18 protein-coding genes and 1 tRNA gene are annotated in these 17,241 nt (G+C 56.5%); 13 read left to right on the forward strand and 6 right to left on the reverse strand.

Annotated features, from left to right (window positions below):
• From istB to AKU79_RS19475, 3 genes are all read left to right on the forward strand, one after another.
• A partial coding sequence (gene istB, locus AKU79_RS06490; protein ID WP_050523067.1) for an IS21-like element helper ATPase IstB occupies nt 1-521 on the forward strand: 521 nt, incomplete at its 5' end.
• A 60-nt stretch (nt 522-581) separates the two neighbouring features.
• Nucleotides 582-1,517, forward strand: coding sequence for a DUF3131 domain-containing protein (locus AKU79_RS06495; RefSeq protein ID WP_231580111.1), 936 nt, complete (start codon nt 582-584; stop codon nt 1,515-1,517).
• A 308-nt stretch (nt 1,518-1,825) separates the two neighbouring features.
• Complete coding sequence (locus tag AKU79_RS19475; RefSeq protein ID WP_197087250.1) at nt 1,826-2,323, forward strand: hypothetical protein; 498 nt, start codon at nt 1,826-1,828, stop codon at nt 2,321-2,323.
• Nucleotides 2,324-2,438: 115 nt separating this feature from the next.
• Here the strand turns inward: AKU79_RS19475 and nagA are convergent, their stop codons facing one another.
• Genes nagA through AKU79_RS06520 form a run of 4 tightly spaced genes read right to left on the reverse strand, consistent with a single transcriptional unit; the run spans nt 2,439 to nt 6,266 of the window.
• The gene (gene nagA / locus AKU79_RS06505; protein ID WP_050522785.1) at nt 2,439-3,584 is read right to left on the reverse strand and encodes an N-acetylglucosamine-6-phosphate deacetylase; all 1,146 of its coding nucleotides are present in this window, start codon (nt 3,582-3,584) and stop codon (nt 2,439-2,441) included.
• On the reverse strand, nt 3,581-4,612 hold the full coding sequence (locus AKU79_RS06510) for an SIS domain-containing protein (RefSeq protein WP_050522786.1): 1,032 nt from the start codon (nt 4,610-4,612) through the stop codon (nt 3,581-3,583). Before AKU79_RS06510 ends, nagA begins: the two co-directional genes overlap by 4 nt.
• 8 nt (nt 4,613-4,620) lie before the next feature.
• A complete protein-coding gene (locus AKU79_RS06515) occupies nt 4,621-5,379 on the reverse strand; it encodes a GntR family transcriptional regulator (RefSeq protein WP_050522787.1) in 759 nt (252 codons plus the stop codon).
• Nucleotides 5,380-5,381: 2 nt separating this feature from the next.
• The gene (locus AKU79_RS06520; protein ID WP_197087251.1) at nt 5,382-6,266 is read right to left on the reverse strand and encodes a BadF/BadG/BcrA/BcrD ATPase family protein; all 885 of its coding nucleotides are present in this window, start codon (nt 6,264-6,266) and stop codon (nt 5,382-5,384) included.
• Between the two features lie 145 nt (nt 6,267-6,411).
• Here AKU79_RS06520 and AKU79_RS06525 point away from each other — a divergent pair, with 145 nt between their 5' ends.
• The 6 genes from AKU79_RS06525 (at nt 6,412) to AKU79_RS06550 (ending at nt 12,486) form a co-directional block, all read left to right on the forward strand.
• Nucleotides 6,412-7,296 (forward strand): N-acetylmuramic acid 6-phosphate etherase, encoded by an 885-nt coding sequence (locus AKU79_RS06525; RefSeq protein ID WP_050522789.1) that lies wholly within the window; start codon nt 6,412-6,414, stop codon nt 7,294-7,296.
• A 67-nt stretch (nt 7,297-7,363) separates the two neighbouring features.
• Complete coding sequence (locus AKU79_RS06530; protein WP_050522790.1) at nt 7,364-8,614, forward strand: ABC transporter substrate-binding protein; 1,251 nt, start codon at nt 7,364-7,366, stop codon at nt 8,612-8,614.
• A gap of 69 nt (nt 8,615-8,683) precedes the next feature.
• A complete protein-coding gene (locus AKU79_RS06535) occupies nt 8,684-9,610 on the forward strand; it encodes a carbohydrate ABC transporter permease (protein WP_050522791.1) in 927 nt (308 codons plus the stop codon).
• Between the two features lie 10 nt (nt 9,611-9,620).
• A complete protein-coding gene (locus tag AKU79_RS06540; protein WP_050522792.1) occupies nt 9,621-10,460 on the forward strand; it encodes a carbohydrate ABC transporter permease in 840 nt (279 codons plus the stop codon).
• On the forward strand, nt 10,457-11,494 hold the full coding sequence (locus tag AKU79_RS06545) for a Gfo/Idh/MocA family protein (protein WP_197087252.1): 1,038 nt from the start codon (nt 10,457-10,459) through the stop codon (nt 11,492-11,494). The genes AKU79_RS06540 and AKU79_RS06545 overlap by 4 nt, the downstream gene beginning before the upstream one ends.
• Nucleotides 11,491-12,486: an ABC transporter ATP-binding protein gene (locus AKU79_RS06550; RefSeq protein ID WP_050522793.1), complete on the forward strand. Its 996-nt coding sequence runs from the start codon at nt 11,491-11,493 to the stop codon at nt 12,484-12,486. Before AKU79_RS06545 ends, AKU79_RS06550 begins: the two co-directional genes overlap by 4 nt.
• Before the next feature lie 373 nt (nt 12,487-12,859).
• Here the strand turns inward: AKU79_RS06550 and AKU79_RS06555 are convergent.
• Nucleotides 12,860-12,945 (reverse strand) — tRNA-Leu (locus AKU79_RS06555).
• A gap of 291 nt (nt 12,946-13,236) precedes the next feature.
• On the opposite strand from AKU79_RS06555, the gene AKU79_RS06565 reads away from it, so the two are divergent.
• Together AKU79_RS06565 and AKU79_RS06570 are read left to right on the forward strand one after the other, a co-directional pair.
• Entirely contained in the window at nt 13,237-13,935 is a 699-nt protein-coding gene (locus AKU79_RS06565; RefSeq protein WP_050522795.1) for a CoA transferase subunit A, read from the forward strand.
• Nucleotides 13,936-13,937: 2 nt separating this feature from the next.
• Nucleotides 13,938-14,567: a 3-oxoacid CoA-transferase subunit B gene (locus AKU79_RS06570; RefSeq protein WP_050522796.1), complete on the forward strand. Its 630-nt coding sequence runs from the start codon at nt 13,938-13,940 to the stop codon at nt 14,565-14,567.
• 129 nt (nt 14,568-14,696) lie between these two features.
• Here the strand turns inward: AKU79_RS06570 and AKU79_RS06575 are convergent, their stop codons facing one another.
• On the reverse strand, nt 14,697-15,581 hold the full coding sequence (locus AKU79_RS06575; RefSeq protein ID WP_231580112.1) for a lytic transglycosylase domain-containing protein: 885 nt from the start codon (nt 15,579-15,581) through the stop codon (nt 14,697-14,699).
• A 999-nt stretch (nt 15,582-16,580) separates the two neighbouring features.
• Here AKU79_RS06575 and AKU79_RS06580 point away from each other — a divergent pair.
• Complete coding sequence (locus AKU79_RS06580) at nt 16,581-16,784, forward strand: hypothetical protein (RefSeq protein WP_050522798.1); 204 nt, start codon at nt 16,581-16,583, stop codon at nt 16,782-16,784.
• A gap of 250 nt (nt 16,785-17,034) precedes the next feature.
• On the forward strand, nt 17,035-17,226 hold the full coding sequence (locus AKU79_RS18910) for a hypothetical protein (RefSeq protein WP_082223956.1): 192 nt from the start codon (nt 17,035-17,037) through the stop codon (nt 17,224-17,226).
• The last annotated feature ends 15 nt before the right edge of the window (nt 17,227-17,241 follow it).

Raw genomic sequence — 17,241 nt, forward strand, 5'->3', positions numbered from 1 at the left:
GACAACTCCATCGTTGTGAGTTCATGGACGCGGCCGAGAATGTGGTGCTGATCGGAGGTCCGGGAACAGGGAAATCGCATGTTGCAACCGCCCTTGGCATTCAGGCCATCGAGCATCACCGTAAGCGCGTCCGCTTCTTCTCGACGGTTGAACTGGTCAACGCACTGGAGCAGGAAAAGGCCCAAGGCAAGGCCGGGAAGATCGCTGAGGCGCTGGTCAAAACCGACTTGGTGATCCTGGATGAGCTGGGATATCTGCCGTTCAGCGCCTCCGGCGGCGCGTTGCTCTTCCATCTTCTGAGCAAGCTGTATGAACGCACCAGCGTCATCATCACCACCAACCTGAGCTTCAGTGAATGGGCCAGCGTCTTTGGCGATGCCAAAATGACCACAGCACTGCTCGATCGTCTCACACATCGCTGCCACATCCTCGAGACCGGCAATGACAGCTACCGCTTCAAGGCCAGCTCCGAAACAGCGAAGAAAAAGCGAAAGGAGGCAACAGCATTGACGCCATCATAACCAGCAGATCATAACGGCTGGGTGGGTCAGATCTCGATGAAAATGCCGGGTCAGTTCTCAATGACAATCAACACGCTGGGCACAATCCGGCTGTTTGACGATATTTTGCCAAACAAAGCCTATAACGTGCAAACCGCCGAGTTGGTCGATTACGGCAACAAACCCTCGGAACGTGGGTTGGGCTGGTCGGCACTGGATATTGCGCGGATGGTTGGCGCCTTGGGGCAAGTTAAACACCGTTACCCCGATCTAGCCGGACAAGTTGCTGCCGTTATGGATAAATGGCACCTAGGCGAGATGGTCGAAGATGGCCAACTGATCGGCGGCAACCTCGCCGATGGCAAACTGCGCCGCGATCAAGAGGGGCGGTTGGGCTATGAACAATACGCGGCCAAGGCAATGATGCTGTTCGGCTATGATATGTACCGCGCCTATCACACCGAAGAAATGATGATGGTTCAAGAGGTGCAAGGCCTGCCAATTCCCGTTGATACCCGCCTGCACCGCAACATCACACCGGCTTTTACCGTCAGCGAACCCTATATTTTTGATGGGCTAGAGTTTGGTTTTGACGCGCGATCGATCCGCTTTGCGACCGCGATTTACAAAGCACAAGAGGCCCGCTTTCGCGAAACCGGCATCCTTACCGCGGTCAGCGAGTCACACCTCGATGAAGCCCCCTATTTTGTGTATGCATCAATCTGGGGCGGCGGTGCGCCTTGGGCTGTGATGACCTTCAAGGGCGAACGGCTTGACAGCAAGCGCACGACCACAACGAAAACCGCCTTTGCATGGGATGCCTTGTTTGGCACCGATTACACCCGCGAACTGGTCACCGCACTTGCCCCATTGGGCGACCCGGATCGCGGCTGGCCCGAAGGCATATATGAAGCTGACGGCACCACGAATTCGTCAGTAACAACCAATACCAACGCGGTAGTTCTTGCGTCGCTTGCGTTCAAAGCGCATGGCCCGCTTATTCGGGCAGAGCCTTGAGCACGGCTGCGGTAAGGGGCTGGGCCTTTCTTACGGTTTGCGCAGGCCTTGCGCAGGCCGGCTTTGCCGCCGCCGAACCTTGCGTTTCCGACACATTCGACCGCCCCTTACCCAGGGCGACGAATGTGGTTACACGACGTGTGGATATCCCTTCGCCACAGTTCCCTGGCCTTTGGCAAGAAGGTATTGTTGGCGGTTACTTCTATACCCTATTCGCGAATGGCGAAGGCGTTTTACAAGCAACCCCGGACGAACCGGCTTGGGCCATCAACATTATCTGCAACGAGACCGCCAAGACTTGCGAACGAATGCCAGAGGGCCTTCCTGCACCAGCCGATGCGCTCGCGATTATTGACCTGCTTGAGCGATGCTTCATCGCCCCTGAAACTGCGCAAGACATCGTGCAGCCAACCGTTGTTACCAGCCCTGAACCAATAGTTGAGCCTGTATCAGAACCTGCCCCTGTATCAGAAGCCACCCCCGTGGCTGAACCTGCCCCCGTATCAGAACCCACCACTGCAGCAGAACCCACCCCTACGGCTGAAGCTACGTCTGCGCCCACAACCGAGCCGCCCGCTCCGCCAGTGCCTTGCGGCCTAAATGCAATTCCTGAAGGTGCAGAGGGTATTACAGTGCAACGCCTTCTCTTGCTTGGCGGCGCAGATCCGGGCCCGATTGACGGCTTTCCCGGAAAACGGACCAGAACTGCAATCGTGGAACTGCTAGGCGAAAAGGCAGCCGACATGCCAATCCCTGCAACAATTATCGCGCTCGACCAGCTGCTGTGCGGGGAAAAACCCAATTAAAAGAAACTGGCGTTCTCCCCCAACTCTTATTCTACAAAATCGGGACAACGAGTTTGCGTTTTGCGGCCGCCGGCTGGCGCGGGCGGCAGATCAGCGATCTTTTGGTTCGCCGCGCCTAATCGCCTTGCCAAACTTGGCGAAGCATCAAGTCATCTGAAAGATGCAGAATGTCTGCGCGCGCGCCTTTGGCAAAGGTGCCAACATGGCCTTGCCGGGCGATCAGTTGTGCCGGATAAGCAGTGGCCATGGCCAGCACCTCGGGCAAGGTTTGTCCGGGCAGGCTTAATACATTGCGGATCGCCGTGGTCAGGTCGAGATGCGCCCCCGCCAAAGTGCCATCTTCCAATGTCAATTTATTGCCGCTCCGCGTTATCCAGCGGCCATTCAAGGCAAAGCCGTCAATCGCCGATCCTGCAGTCGCCATCGCATCCGAGACAAGGAAAATGCGCCCCGGGCCTTGTTTGGCACGCAGCGCAAGCGCCATGCTTTGTGGATGCACATGGATCGTGTCGGCGATCAGTCCGGCAGACAGCCCTCCTGTCGCCAGCGCGGCACCAACAAGACCGGGTTCCCGGTTGCCCAATGGGCTCATCGCGTTGAAAAGATGCGTGACACATCGCGCGCCAGCTTTTGCCGCCTCTTGGCACAGATCAAAACCGGCATCGCTATGCCCCAACGAGATCAACACACCGGCAGTCGCCAAGGTTTTGATTTGCGCGGGCGTGACGGTTTCTGGCGCCACTGTGATTTTTAACAAAGGCAGGCGTTTGGCCGCATCCAAAAGCACTGCCATATCTTCGTCAGACATCGCGCGGATCAAATCGGGGTCATGCGCGCCTTTGCGCGCAAGCGACAGATGAGGCCCTTCCAGATGCAAACCCAAGATGCCGCGCGTGCCGTTCGCCAGTGCGCGCTCTACCGCATTGATAGCGGCAGCCGTGTGTTTGGCACTATCGGTGATCAAAGTCGGCAAAATAGAGGTTGCGCCAATCTGGCTATGCGCCTTCGCAATAATGTTCAGCGCCTCGGGACTGGGGTCATCATTGAACATGACACCGCCGCCGCCATTCACCTGCAAATCCACATAGCCCGGCATCAAAATGCCGCCTGTCAGCACCTGTTGGCACGGCGTTTGCGGCAGGTTCGCCCGCGGCAACACCGCCACAACGCGCCCCGCCTCTGTCAATAGCCCATGGTCATCCAGCAAGCTTTTGCCATCAAACACTTTCGCGCCGACAAAACTCGTCAGTTGGCTGCTCATATCGTTTCCGTCACTTTGCGAAGATGGCGCGGCGCGTCAGGGTCATTGCCTTGCGCCAAGGCAAAGCGCTCTACCATCGCATAAAAGGAAACCATAAGGCAAAGCGGGTCGGTCAGCGGATGGCCGGTGCGAATACTGGAAATCTGGGTGGCGGTATGGGCCTTATCCGAAGTGACAAAAACCACAGCACCTTTTGCAGCAATTTCATCCGCGATGCTGACAACCGCGCTTTCTGCGGCATCACCAGAGGCAAAGCAAAGCACCGGGAAACCCTCACCTACGATCGAAACGGGGCCATGCAACACCTCTGCGGATGAGTAGCTTTCAGCATGTATCTGGCATGTTTCCTTAAATTTCAGCGCGGCCTCGTTGGAAATTGCCCATCCGGGGCCGCGTCCAAGGGTGAAAAGCGATTTATGCGCACCAATCGCGGCCCGCACCTCCGGCCAGTCCAACGCCGCCGCTTTGGCAAGGTGTTCGGGCAGCGCGACAAGTGCGGCTTGCAGTTTCGCATCTTCCGACCATTCCGCCAGCAGCATCAGCCCCGCCACAACCGAATTCACAAAGGTTTTGGTGGCGGCGACACTCAATTCCGGGCCTGCGTGAATGTCGATTGTCTCTTGGCAAACGCGGGCCAAATCCGAAGAGGGATTATTGGTCAACGCAATCGAAAACGCACCATCGCGGCGGGCTGCGCGGGCCATTTCAACGATATCCGGGCTTTTGCCCGATTGTGACACGGCAAGGCTGACACTGTTTTTCAACTTCAACGGTGCTTTATAGATCGACGCCACAGACGGCCCGACCGAACAAACCGGAACCCCAAGCAGAATCTCGCTGGCGTATTTGAAATAGCTACAGGCATGGTCAGACGACCCCCGCGCGATACTTATGGCAAAAGCAGGGTCTTTGGTGCGCAATTCGTCAGCTATTCTCCGGATTTCAATGGCACCATCGGCCAAAAGCCGCGCGGCTGCCTGTGGAATTTCAAGAATCTCTTGGCGCATTTTGCTGGTATTGTCGGACATGGGGTTTCCTAACTGGAGGCAAGTCGAAGTTCGGCGACAAAGTCATATGCATCGCCGCGATAAATGGATCGGGTGAATTCAACGGCGCGCCCGCTGGTCAGATACGAGGTGCGTTCAATCCTCAACCCTGCCGCGCCAGGCTCGACGCCCAGAAGTCCGGCATCTTTCTCGTTCAAATTCACCGCCGAAATTTTCTGCAATGCCCGCACCGGGCGGTTGCCGCTGGCCTCCATCACCTCATACAGCGAGGTTTCAACAGCCAACGGATTGGGCAAAATATCGGTTGGCAAGGACGCGCGCTCAATCGCCATCGGGCGGCCTTCTGCCAGACGCAGCCGCGCAATCCGCGCAACAGAATCGCTCATCGAAAGGGCCAAAGCGACGCCCTCTTCGGGCGACGGCATGAAGATGCCACGATGCAGCCAGCGGGCGGTGGTCGTCAGGCCCCGCCGCTCCATATCTTCGGTAAAAGAGGTCAGCCGCGACAGGGATTGCTCTACGCGCGGCTTGGCTGCGGCCACGAAACTGCCCGCCCCTTGGCGCTGGACGATCACGCCCTTATCAACCAATTCCTGCATCGCCTTGCGCACAGTGACACGCGACAACCCTGCCAGCGCAGCGATTTCGCGTTCCGGTGGAAGCGGGCTGTCTGGCGTTAACACCCCGGTGGCGATACCTTCCTCGATACGTTTGCGCAACTGGACATACAACAAGCCAGAGCTATCCTGCATCCAATGCTCGGGGTTCAAAAAGGCGGTGATTGACATGTTTACGTCCTTGTTGCGGCAGAAGTCGTGGCGACAATTGACGACGCCAAAGTCAAAGCTCCATCCAAAGCGCTGGTTTTGGCAGGGCGCACGCTGTCCTGCACTGATTGCGGAAGATACGGCAAATAGTAAGGGCCAAGGCTGCCCATCAGGCAAAGCGCCTCATCCTGCCGCCAGTCCAGTGCTTTCAAACCCGCCAAAATGTAATCCGCGCCCGCTTGCATCAAGGTCACTGCGGCTGCATCCCCCGCCTTGGCCGCGGAAACCACCATCGGCGCATACTGCCCGTAACGGCCCGGCGACGCGCCTGCTGCAAAAAGGGAAATAGCGCCCGCCTCTCGGTTGAAGGCGGAGTAAACTTCTTCTGTCAACGCACTGTGCGGCGCCAACCCGTCAAGACTATGCAGCACGCGCGCCAAAAGCGCCCGCCCCAACCACGCCCCCGAGGCCTCATCCCCCAATGCCAAACCATGACCGCCCAGAAACCGCCTTTGGCCTGCCCTTTGACTGGCCAGGAAAGAGCCCGTCCCTACGCTAACCAATGCGCCATCCTCGGCGACCAAAGCCCCGACAAGCGTTGTCATTTGATCATCTGAAACAGCGACGCGGGTCAATGGCAGCGCCGCTATTACCTTGGCGCAGATTTCCGGTGTCGTCGCACCCGCCAACCCCAGATGCGCAGGAATATCCATTAAATCCGGCAAGGTCAGGCAGGCCTGCGCCGCCACATCCCGCAAAGCCTCGGAAATAGCGGCGACGGCGCCCTGAAGGTCGCTAGTGACGTTGGCACTACCGCTGCGCGCCTCATACCGCTTTCCGCGCCACAAAAGCGCGGCACGACAAGAGGTTCCGCCGCCATCAATGCCAATAAGGGTGTCTGCTGCCATGTGATCCATAACAATACCTATAGAACACCTTTGACGCAAATAAAAGACCTTTTTGACCCAGCGGCCATGAAAACCGCTGATTTCAGAAAACTCTGGACAAGAGGTATTTAAAAGGTATCTTATCTGGAGTGAGGAGACGAATCAAATGCAACCACCAAATACCGAGCAGTCGGGCAGCGCCGCCAAAGGGCTGGACTTGCTGCCAGATGCCGAGATTGTGCGCGTTCTGGCCAATGGCCAGCAAGCGGCCCTTGCCTGCCTGGAAGCGTCGGGCCCGGATATCGCACGGGCGGGCGCTTTGATGGCACAGGTCATCACTGATGGTGGACGCTTGATATACGCCGCTGCCGGGTCTTCGGCCCTGATGGCCTTAGCTGATGCAGCTGAATTGGGTGGAACTTTTGGCATTCCTGCCACGCAGATACGCATACTTATGGCAGGTGGGGTGCCCGTAGATGCCCAAATGCCGGGTGATACCGAAGATGACGCCGAGGCCGCGACCGTGGCCGCAAATGGAATTGGTCGGGGTGATTTGCTGATAGCTCTGACAGCCTCGGGCAGCACCCCCTACCCAGTCGAGTTGGCGCGCCACGCTGCCCAAAACGGGGCCCAAGTGATAGCGATCGCCAACAACCCCGGCGCCAAGATTTTTGCCCATGCCAACATTGCGATTTGCCTGAAAACCCCACCCGAGGTGATCGCAGGCTCTACGCGCCTTGGTGCTGGCACAGCGCAAAAAGCGGCGCTGAATTTGATGTCAACCTTGATGGGCGTGCGGCTAGGTCATGTGCATGATGGGCTGATGGTCAATGTGAACGCCGACAATGAAAAACTAAAGGCGCGGGCGATGGGCATTGTCTGCCAGATCACCGGCTGCACCCCGGAACGCGCAACAAGGTCGATTGCGGCGGCAGGTGGCGCTGTAAAGCCCGCAATTTTGCTGGCCGCAGGCATGCCAAACCTAGAGGCAGCCACAGCGCTATTGGCCACAACACACGGAAACCTGCGGGCCGCTTTGGCGCAGATTTAAGGCCCTGCAGCGCGGGCTTGACGGCCCGAAACACCACGAAAAGACAACCAAACCAAGGGAGAGAGACATGAAACAGACAACACTCGGAATGGCGCTTTTGGCGTCAACGGTACTGGCCGGCATGGCCACAGCCGAAACCACCATCAGCATCGAAAGCTGGCGCAATGACGACCTCGTGCTTTGGCAAGACAAAATCATTCCGGCTTTTGAGGCTGCCAACCCCGGCATCAAAGTAAAATTCACCCCGTCAGCCCCTGCCGAATATAACGCAGTTCTGAATTCCAAGCTGGATGCAGGTTCGGCCGGCGATCTGATCACCTGCCGCCCCTTTGACGCGTCCTTGGCGCTCTATGAAGGCGGGAAACTGGCTGACCTTTCGGACCTGCCGGCGATGGGTTCCTTCTCGGCTGTTGCGAAATCGGCATGGCAGACCGATGACGCCAAGGCGACATTTTGCGTGCCGATGGCCTCGGTGATCCACGGCTTTATCTATAATAAAGACGCCTTTGCCGCCCTGAATCTTACCGTTCCAGAAACTGAAGACGAATTTTTCGCAGTGCTTGATGCGATCAAGGCAGACGGCACTTACATCCCGATGGCGATGGGCACCAATGACCAGTGGGAAGCCGCGACCATGGGTTACAACAACATCGGCCCGAACTACTGGAAGGGCGAAGAAGGCCGTCTGGCACTGATTGCTGGCACGCAAAAACTGACCGACGAAGACTGGATCGCCCCATATCGTACTTTGGCAAAATGGGGCCAGTATCTGGGTGACGGCTTTGAGGCACAAACCTATCCCGACAGCCAAAACCTGTTCACCTTGGGCCGGGCTGCAATCTACCCTGCAGGCAGCTGGGAAATCTCTGGCTTCAACAGCTTGGTCGATTTTGAGATGGGCGCTTTCAAGCCACCAGTCAAAGCCAAAGGCGACAAGTGCTTCATTTCGGATCACACCGACATTGCAATCGGCCTGAATGCTGCCAGCCCGAATGCCGAGGCTGCACGTACCTTCCTGAACTGGGTTGGCACGTCAGAATTTGCCTCGCTTTACGCCAACGCTTTGCCTGGCTTCTTCTCTTTGTCGAACCATGACGTGAAAATGGAAGACCCGCTGGCCCAAGAGTTCGTCAGCTGGCGCGGTGAATGCGAATCCACAATTCGTTCCACCTATCAAATCCTGTCACGCGGCACTCCGAACCTAGAGAATGAAACCTGGGGCGCGTCTGTCGCCGCGATCAAAGGCACCGAGACACCGGAAGCTGCAGGCGCGCGTTTGCAGGCAGGTCTGGCGTCTTGGTACGCACCGCAGCAGTAACTGCCAAAGGGTCCGGGCAAGGTATTTGCCCGGACCCAATTGCCGTCAGCCAGCCTGTGGGAGGCAAAGATGATTTCTTCGAAAAAGGGCCCCAAATTTCGGTGGCATATCCTTGTTTTTCTTGCGCCTGCGGTGTTGGTCTATACTGCCATCATGATTATGCCGCTGTTCAATACCTTGCGGCTTGCGCTGTATTCCGAAGTTGACAATGCAACGGTGTTTGTCGGGCTCGCCAACTTTCGCACATTGTTTGGTGAAGCGCATTGGGCAGATGCCTTTTGGAATGCACTCGGCAACAACTTCTGGTTCTTCTTTGTGCACATGATCGTGCAAAATCCCATCGGGATTTTGTTGGCGGCGATTCTGAGCCATCCGCGCCTGCGCTTTGCCAGCCTCTACCGCTCCGCCATTTTTGTGCCGACGATCCTTTCATTCGTCATCGTTGGCTTTGCGTGGAAACTGATCTTGTCACCGATCTGGGGCATCGCCCCGTCAATGTTGGACATGGTCGGGTTAAAAAGCCTGATGGCGCCCTGGCTTGGCAAAGAAGAATACGCACTGACCACCTTGGCGCTGATCTCGGTCTGGCAGTTTGTCGGCATTCCGATGATGCTGATCTATGCCGCCTTGCTGTCGATCCCCGAAGAGGTTCTGGAAGCGGGCGAAATCGACGGCATCACCGGCGCGGCTGCCTTCTGGAAAATCAAGCTTCCGCTTATTCTGCCCTCGATCGGCATCATTTCCATCCTGACTTTTGTTGGCAACTTCAACGCCTTCGACCTGATCTATGCTGCCCAAGGCGCATTGGCAGGGCCTAATTTCTCGACCGATATTCTGGGCACCTTCATGTATCGCACCTTCTTTGGCTTCCAGTTGCAACTGGGCGACCCCCATATGGGCTCGGCCATTGCGACCGGCATGTTTGCGATCATCCTGTTGGGGGTTTGTATTTACCTTTTCGCCATCCAGTCGCGGATGCGGCGCTATCAGTTCTAAGGAGAATACCATGAACAAGGCCCGCTCAAACCTTCTGAATTCCTTTGCGGCCCATGCGGTTTTGATTACCTATACCCTGATTGCGCTGTTTCCGGTTTTCGTGATCCTGATCAATAGCTTCAAAACCCGCAAAGCCATTTTCCGCGAGCCCCTATCGCTGCCCAATGCTGATAGTTTTTCGCTGATCGGCTATGAGACAGTGTTGAAACAAGGCGACTTCTTTCTCTACTTCCAGAACTCGTTGATCGTCACGGTCGTTTCCCTGTTTCTGGTCCTGCTTTTTGGTGCAATGGCCGCTTTCGCGCTGTCGGAATACCGTTTCAAAGGCAACACGCTGATGGGCCTGTATCTGGCACTCGGGATTATGATCCCGATCCGCATTGGTACGGTCGCGATTTTGGATCTGATGGTGCAAACCGGCTTGGTAAACACGCTCTGGGCGTTGATCTTGGTCTATACAGCGCAGGGCCTTCCCTTGGCAGTGTTCATTTTGTCCGAATTCATGCGGCAGGTCTCGGATGATTTGAAAAACGCGGGCCGGATTGATGGCTTGTCGGAATACACCATCTTCTTTCGGCTTGTTCTGCCCTTGGTGCGGCCCGCGATGGCAACCGTTGCAGTTTTCAACATGATCCCGATCTGGAATGACCTGTGGTTCCCGTTGATCCTTGCACCAGCAGAAGAAACCAAAACACTGACCCTGGGCAGCCAAGTATTCATCGGCCAGTTTGTCACCGATTGGAATGCCGTTCTGTCGGCCCTGTCCTTGGCTATTCTGCCGGTCATGGCGCTTTATGTGATCTTCTCTCGCCAGCTTATCCGCGGCATCACATCGGGGGCAGTAAAATGATCCGCACACTGATTACCGGTCTGGGCAATATGGGGATGAGCCATGCGCTGGCCCTACATGCCCACCCCATGGCCGAGGTGGTTGGTTTGGTGAACCGCACCGGCAAGGCCCCGTCTGGTGAATTGCAAAGCTACCCCTGCTTTGACGATTTCACTCAGGCCTTGGACCAGACCAAGCCCGATCTGGTGGTCATCGCAACCTATACCGATACCCATGCCGATTTCGCCGTGGCCGCAATGCAAGCAGGCGCGCATGTATTCGTTGAAAAGCCGCTGGCGATGTCCGCGGCCGAGGCCGAGCGGGTGGTTGCATCTGCCAAGCAAACGGGGCGAAAATTGGTGGTCGGCTATATCCTGCGCCATCACCCCAGTTGGCAACGGCTGATTGCCGAGGCGCGTGCGTTGGGGGGGCCATATGTATTTCGCCTGAACCTGAACCAGCAAAGTCAGGGCGCGGAATGGGAAACCCACAAAGCGCTTATGCAAACCACCTCGCCTATCGTTGATTGCGGCGTGCATTATGTCGATGTCATGTGCCAGATCACTGATGCCAAACCTCTGCGCGTCCACGCGATGGGGCTGCGCCTTAGCGATGAAATCGCGCCGGATATGTACAATTACGGGCAGTTTCAGGTGGTATTTTCCGATGGCTCCGTTGGTTGGTATGAGGCAGGTTGGGGCCCGATGATATCTGAAACCGCCTATTTCGTAAAAGATATCATATCCCCCAATGGTGCCGTTTCCATCGTAGCAAATGAATCGTGGAACAGCGCCGATATTGACCGACACACCAAAGTAGGCCAGCTGCGCCTGCACCCGGTCGCAGGGCCGGACCAGCTAATACAGCTTGAAGATGAGCCGGGCCACCAAGCGCTTTGCAATGCCGAACAAGATTTCGTGCTGCGGGCGATCACCCAAGATATCGACCTAAGCCGCCATATGGATGATGCGGTTCAATCCCTGAAAATCTGTCTCGCCGCCGATGCCAGCATCCGCAGCGGCCAAGCTGTCTCGCTTGAAGGAGCCCTATTATGACCGCACTATCCCTGAAAAATATCTGTAAATCCTTTGGCGCTGTAAGCGTGTTGAAAAACATCGATCTTACCGTAGAGGAAGGCGAGTTCGTGGTGTTCGTTGGCCCTTCGGGTTGCGGTAAATCCACTTTGCTGCGGGTCATTGCCGGTCTGGAGGATGCCACTTCGGGCAGCATTGAAATCGCCGGCTCGCTGGTGAACGATATCCCACCTGCACGGCGCGGCATTGCCATGGTCTTCCAATCCTACGCGCTTTATCCGCATTTGACCGTGCACGACAACATGGCGTTGGCCCTGAAACAGGAAAAGCAACCCAAGACCGAAATAGCAGAGCGTGTCGACGAAGCCAGCCGCATTCTTTCGCTCGGGGATTATCTGCAACGCCGTCCGTCCGAGCTTTCGGGCGGGCAGCGGCAACGCGTGGCCATCGGCCGCGCCATCGTCCGCGAGCCAAAGCTCTTTCTGTTTGATGAACCGTTATCGAACCTCGACGCCGCCCTGCGGATGAACACAAGGATCGAAATCGCCAAACTGCACCGCACCTTGAAGGCCAGCATGATCTATGTGACGCATGATCAGACAGAGGCCATGACATTGGCCAGCAAAATCGTGGTGCTGCGGGATGGGCGTGTTGAGCAAGTCGGCGCCCCGATGGAGCTGTACAACAATCCCGCAAACCGCTTTGTCGCAGGGTTCCTTGGCTCGCCCGCGATGAATTTTTTTCCGGCTGAAATGGTCGGCGGCCGAAAAGGCACTGTTGCAGGCGTGCGCCCCGAGCATCTGCGGATCAGCCAGACCGGACGTTTGGCCGGAACCGTAGTCCATGTCGAAAAGCTGGGCGGCGATACCAACGTACTGGTTGATATTGGCACCGAAGACAATCTGACCCTGCGACTTTTCGGCCAGTATGACATCGAAGCCGAAGCAAAAATCGCATTGGATTTCGACGACAACCATGCATTCGCCTTTGACCAGAACGGCAAGCGGATCTAAGGCGCCCTGCCAATTGTGCTGCCCGACGCAGGGACTGCCGCCCGCCTGAAATGGCTTGCATGCAATCAGTGCATGTCTGGCGTCGCCACTCATGGGGCAGAATTGAGGGTTTGAACAACTGAGGATTTCTATACCCTAACATTGAAGTTGATAGACTTCTCCATCGCGATCAAATCACTATCGACCCAGCCCAGGCCGGAACGAGCTTAAAGTCCTTTCCCAATGACATCAACGAACCGAGAGGCCGCCAGGATACGCCCGCCCGCGGCCTCGCGGACCACCTTCGTGCAGCATCGCAATCGACAGATGGCTGGTCACCAAAGGTAACAAAGGGCAGGATCATCCGATAGGTAATCCAGCAAAGTCTGTAAGTTGGTGCCCGCGGCCGGACTCGAACCGGCACGGCCATACGGCCGGGAGATTTTAAGTCTCATGTGTCTACCATTCCACCACGCGGGCAGCGTGTCTTCGAACTCTCCGTTGGGTCTCATTTCAGCCCACAAACGTCTCTAGCGCCTCAACGCTCTGTAAACAATACACCTCTTGAAAACACACCGCGATTTCAAATCCGCTTGGTCAACCAGACCCGCTTTGGCGCCCTGATAGGCTTGGCGCAGCCCCGTCATCAAGCGGTTTTCTTGGCCCGCCCCACTTTTTGGCAGCAAATTCTGCTTCGCCGCGCTGCGGCGATTGACTTGCGCAACGCGGTCGGCCAAAAACGACGTCATCACATTGCAGGGGGGAACTTGCGTGAAGAAGATCTACAAAGATGCATCGGCGGCGCTGGATGGCGTGCTGTTTGACGGCATGATGATTGCGGCAGGCGGCTTTGGCCTGTGTGGAATTCCGGAACTGCTGATCGCGGCCATTCGTGATGCAGGCACCAAAGGGCTGACGGTTGCCTCCAATAATGCGGGCGTTGATGGCTTTGGCCTTGGTGTCTTGTTGGAAACCCGGCAGGTGAAAAAGATGATCTCATCCTATGTCGGTGAAAACGCTGAATTCATGCGCCAGTATCTGTCGGGCGAGTTGGAGCTGGAATTCAACCCCCAAGGCACCTTGGCCGAGCGGATGCGGGCCGGCGGCGCGGGCATCCCCGGCTTTTACACCAAAACCGGCGTTGGAACGGTGATTGCCGAGGGCAAAGACGTCAAGGTCTTTGACGGTCAGGAATACATCATGGAACGCGGCATCGTCGCCGACCTGTCGATCGTCAAGGCGTGGAAGGCCGACCCGTCGGGCAACCTCGTTTTCCGCAAAACCGCCCGTAACTTCAACCCGCCCGCCGCCACCTGCGGCAAAATCTGCGTGGCCGAGGTCGAAGAAATCGTGCCGCTGGGCTCGCTCGATCCCGATACAATCCACCTGCCCGGCATCTATGTGCACCGCCTCATTCAGGGCGAGCATGAAAAACGTATCGAACAGCGCACCGTCAGAAAGGCGTCTTGATCATGGCTTGGGACCGGAACCAAATGGCCGCACGCGCGGCACAAGAGCTGCAAGACGGCTGGTATGTAAACCTCGGCATCGGCATTCCGACGCTGGTATCCAACTATATCCCTGATGGGATCGAGGTCACGCTGCAATCAGAAAACGGCATGCTCGGCATGGGCCCCTTCCCGATTGAAGGCACCGAAGACGCCGACCTGATCAACGCAGGCAAGCAAACCATCACCGAACTGCCGCAAACCGCCTATTTCGATTCTGCGCAATCTTTCGCGATGATCCGAGGCGGCAAAATCGCGATGGCAATCTTGGGCGCAATGGAGGTCGCCGAAAATGGCGATCTGGCAAACTGGATGATTCCCGGCAAGCTGGTCAAGGGCATGGGCGGCGCGATGGACTTGGTCGCAGGCGTGGGCCGCGTTGTTGTGGTAATGGATCACACCAGCAAACACGGCGATTCCAAAGTGCTGAAATCCTGCACCCTGCCGCTAACAGGCAAAGCCGTGGTTGACCGCATCATCACCAATCTCGGCGTGCTCGATGTGGTTGAAGGCGGCCTGAAAATCGTCGAATGCGCCGAAGGCGTTTCCGAAGCCGAGTTGCGCGCCGCGACCGAAGCAACGATTGTCGGCTGAAAACCTAAGAATACAATAAAGGCGCGGCAGGGCCCTCCCCGCCGCGCCTCTTTCTGTTCGGCTCAAATATCCCGGGGGGTCCGGGGGGCTGGCCCCCCGGCGCTGGCCATTTCGCGCCCAGCAAAACCACTACCCACCCGCCGAAATCACCTTGAACACACAAGGGTCGCTCACCAACTCCGGCGGGGTCAAACACAACCCCTGCGCCACCTGCCATGCGGCCAGCACCTTTGGCACATAATCCCGCGTCTCGGAATAGGGCGGCACGCCATCATTGGCCCGCACCGCGCCCTCCCCCGCGTTATAGGCGGCAAGCACCATCAGCGGGTCACGGTCGAACTGCCCCATCAGCCAGTCCAGATAGGCCACCCCCCCCTTGATGTTCTGCACCGGATCCGCGGCATCGGTCACTCCAAAACGCTCGGCAGTGGCGGGGATAAGCTGCATCAAACCCTGCGCCCCGGCCGAGCTGACCGCCTCTGGCTTGCCTGCGCTTTCAATACCAATCACCGCCAGAACAAAGGCCGGCGACACATTGGTCCCAATCGTCGCTTTCAAAATCTCGGTTCCGTATTTCGCGGCCACCTCTTGCATATCCTGCAAACGCGGCGCACGCACCGAGGCCCCTGCGGGCCCCTGCGTCAGACTTGCCATGGCCAAGGCATAGCGGCCATCCTTCGCCCCCTGCGCATAGGGCACCTTATCCCAAAACCAGCCATAGGCCGCTGGTGCGGCGGCGGTGATGGGGGCATTTGCAGCAACATCGGTTTGCTCTGGCGTGTTCTGCACAACCGGTTTAGGGGCCGTGGCCAGACGCTTGGCCTGTTCGGCAGGGTCAATCTGTACCGTAATACGCGGACCGACCTGCTGTTTTGGCACAACCACGCGGCGCGCCGAAAAATCGCCCTGAAATGGCGGCGTTTGCGCAAACGCAGGCCCGCACCACTCCGGTGCGCCCAAACATGCACCAATCGCGGCAACCGCAACTGCGCCTGAAAGTGCCATTCTAGGCATTTTAAATACTGCTCTTTGTTCTTCTTTCCAAAATCATTGCAGGTCTCGGCCTGTCTGGCCACTGTTTTAGCGTTGAATTGTGGCCAAATTGCCCAAGTTGGCTGGAATGCAACAGCCCATATGCGCCAACATCAGGGAATCTCCACCCCAAACAGGCAAGAAACACAGCATTTTTCCACGCGCTGGTTGATTTTAAGCGGAAATATGCAAATTACCTAAAAATGTCCAATTCGCTCCCATCGCTGGCAACATTTGCGGAGTCTAAATTGGTCATACCGCGATGGAAATCGGGAAAGAACTGCGTCCGGGCCCAGACAACCCCAAACGGTGCTGAAATCTAAATGAAAACTTCCCCAGAAAGGGAATACACCATGAAACTCAAGAACCTCTTCAAAAAAATTTCACCGACGAAGCTGGCGCCGCAACTGTAGACTGAGGTGTATTGACCACAGCCATCGCCGGCTTGGGCATGGTTGTCATGTCGATTGTTGGCAACGGCATCTAAACGCTGGGCAACACTGTTGTGACCGACCTCTCCACTACCGCTTAGGGTTGCGTTTCGCTCCACTAATCCCGGCTACAGGTTGCGCTTCACAATATCACAAAGTTGAAAAGTCCGTACTCCAAAGAATACGGCCTTTCCTACTTAACAGGTTCGGCTCTGCCCAAAACACCCGCGCGACCAACTGTTACCCCGCCGCAATCCACTGCCCGTTTCGCCATCCCGCCGCGCCCAAAGCCCAAACCGGATAGCACCCGATCAAGACACCGCGAGACAGCAAACATACGCCGGTTACTGTTTCAAATACGAAATCACACTGTTTCCAATGTGTTAATCCAATCGCGAATTTTCCACATCCTTGCCTCATTCATGCCACTTTTAAGGGTGCTTATTGGGGCATACCGGAATGGTTATTGGGGCGGAACAGAGGCCAACCCGAACTAACCCAGAACGGTGATGAAACCTGTATGTAAATCTTCCTTGAAAGGGTACTGACCATGAAACTTAAGAACATCATCAACAAATTCCTTAACGAAGAATCCGGCGCAGTAACTGTTGACTGGGTTGTTTTGACCGCAGCTATCGTTGGCTTGGGCATGGTTGTTATGTCGACCGTCGGCGGTGGCATCGAAACGCTCGGCGGCAAAGTTGTGACCAACCTGGCCGGCACCACTCCGGGCTATGTTTCGGCCACCAAGTAATCTTGGCTAAAGGCCATGCCTTACTATAGCGCAAAATTAATAAGGTCGCACCCAAAGGCGTGCGGCCTTTTTGCGAGTATAGGCCATTGGCCAGGCGGGTTGGCTTTTGTAAAATCTTTTCGACCTCCCAGTTATTGGCCCGACAATGCGCGGTTGAAACCCGATTTTGGCCACAATCTGCACGTAACACTTAACCTGAAACGAACGCCCGTGCCCAAACTGCTATGCGAACGAACAAAGGATTCCCAAAGTGTTACAGAAACTTCGCCTATTTCTAACCTCTGAATCTGGCGCTGTAACTGTTGATTGGGTCGTTTTAACAGCCGTGATCATTGGGTTGGGGATGTCGGTTCTTATCCCAATCGGTTTTACAGCCGATGAAGGTGCGCAAAAGGTTGGTGTGACGCTCCGAGAGATTAATTCCGGCTACGGGAAAAACTGATCAAAGGGTCAAAAG

Source organism: Pseudorhodobacter wandonensis (assembly GCF_001202035.1).
Classification (GTDB): domain Bacteria; phylum Pseudomonadota; class Alphaproteobacteria; order Rhodobacterales; family Rhodobacteraceae; genus Pseudorhodobacter; species Pseudorhodobacter wandonensis.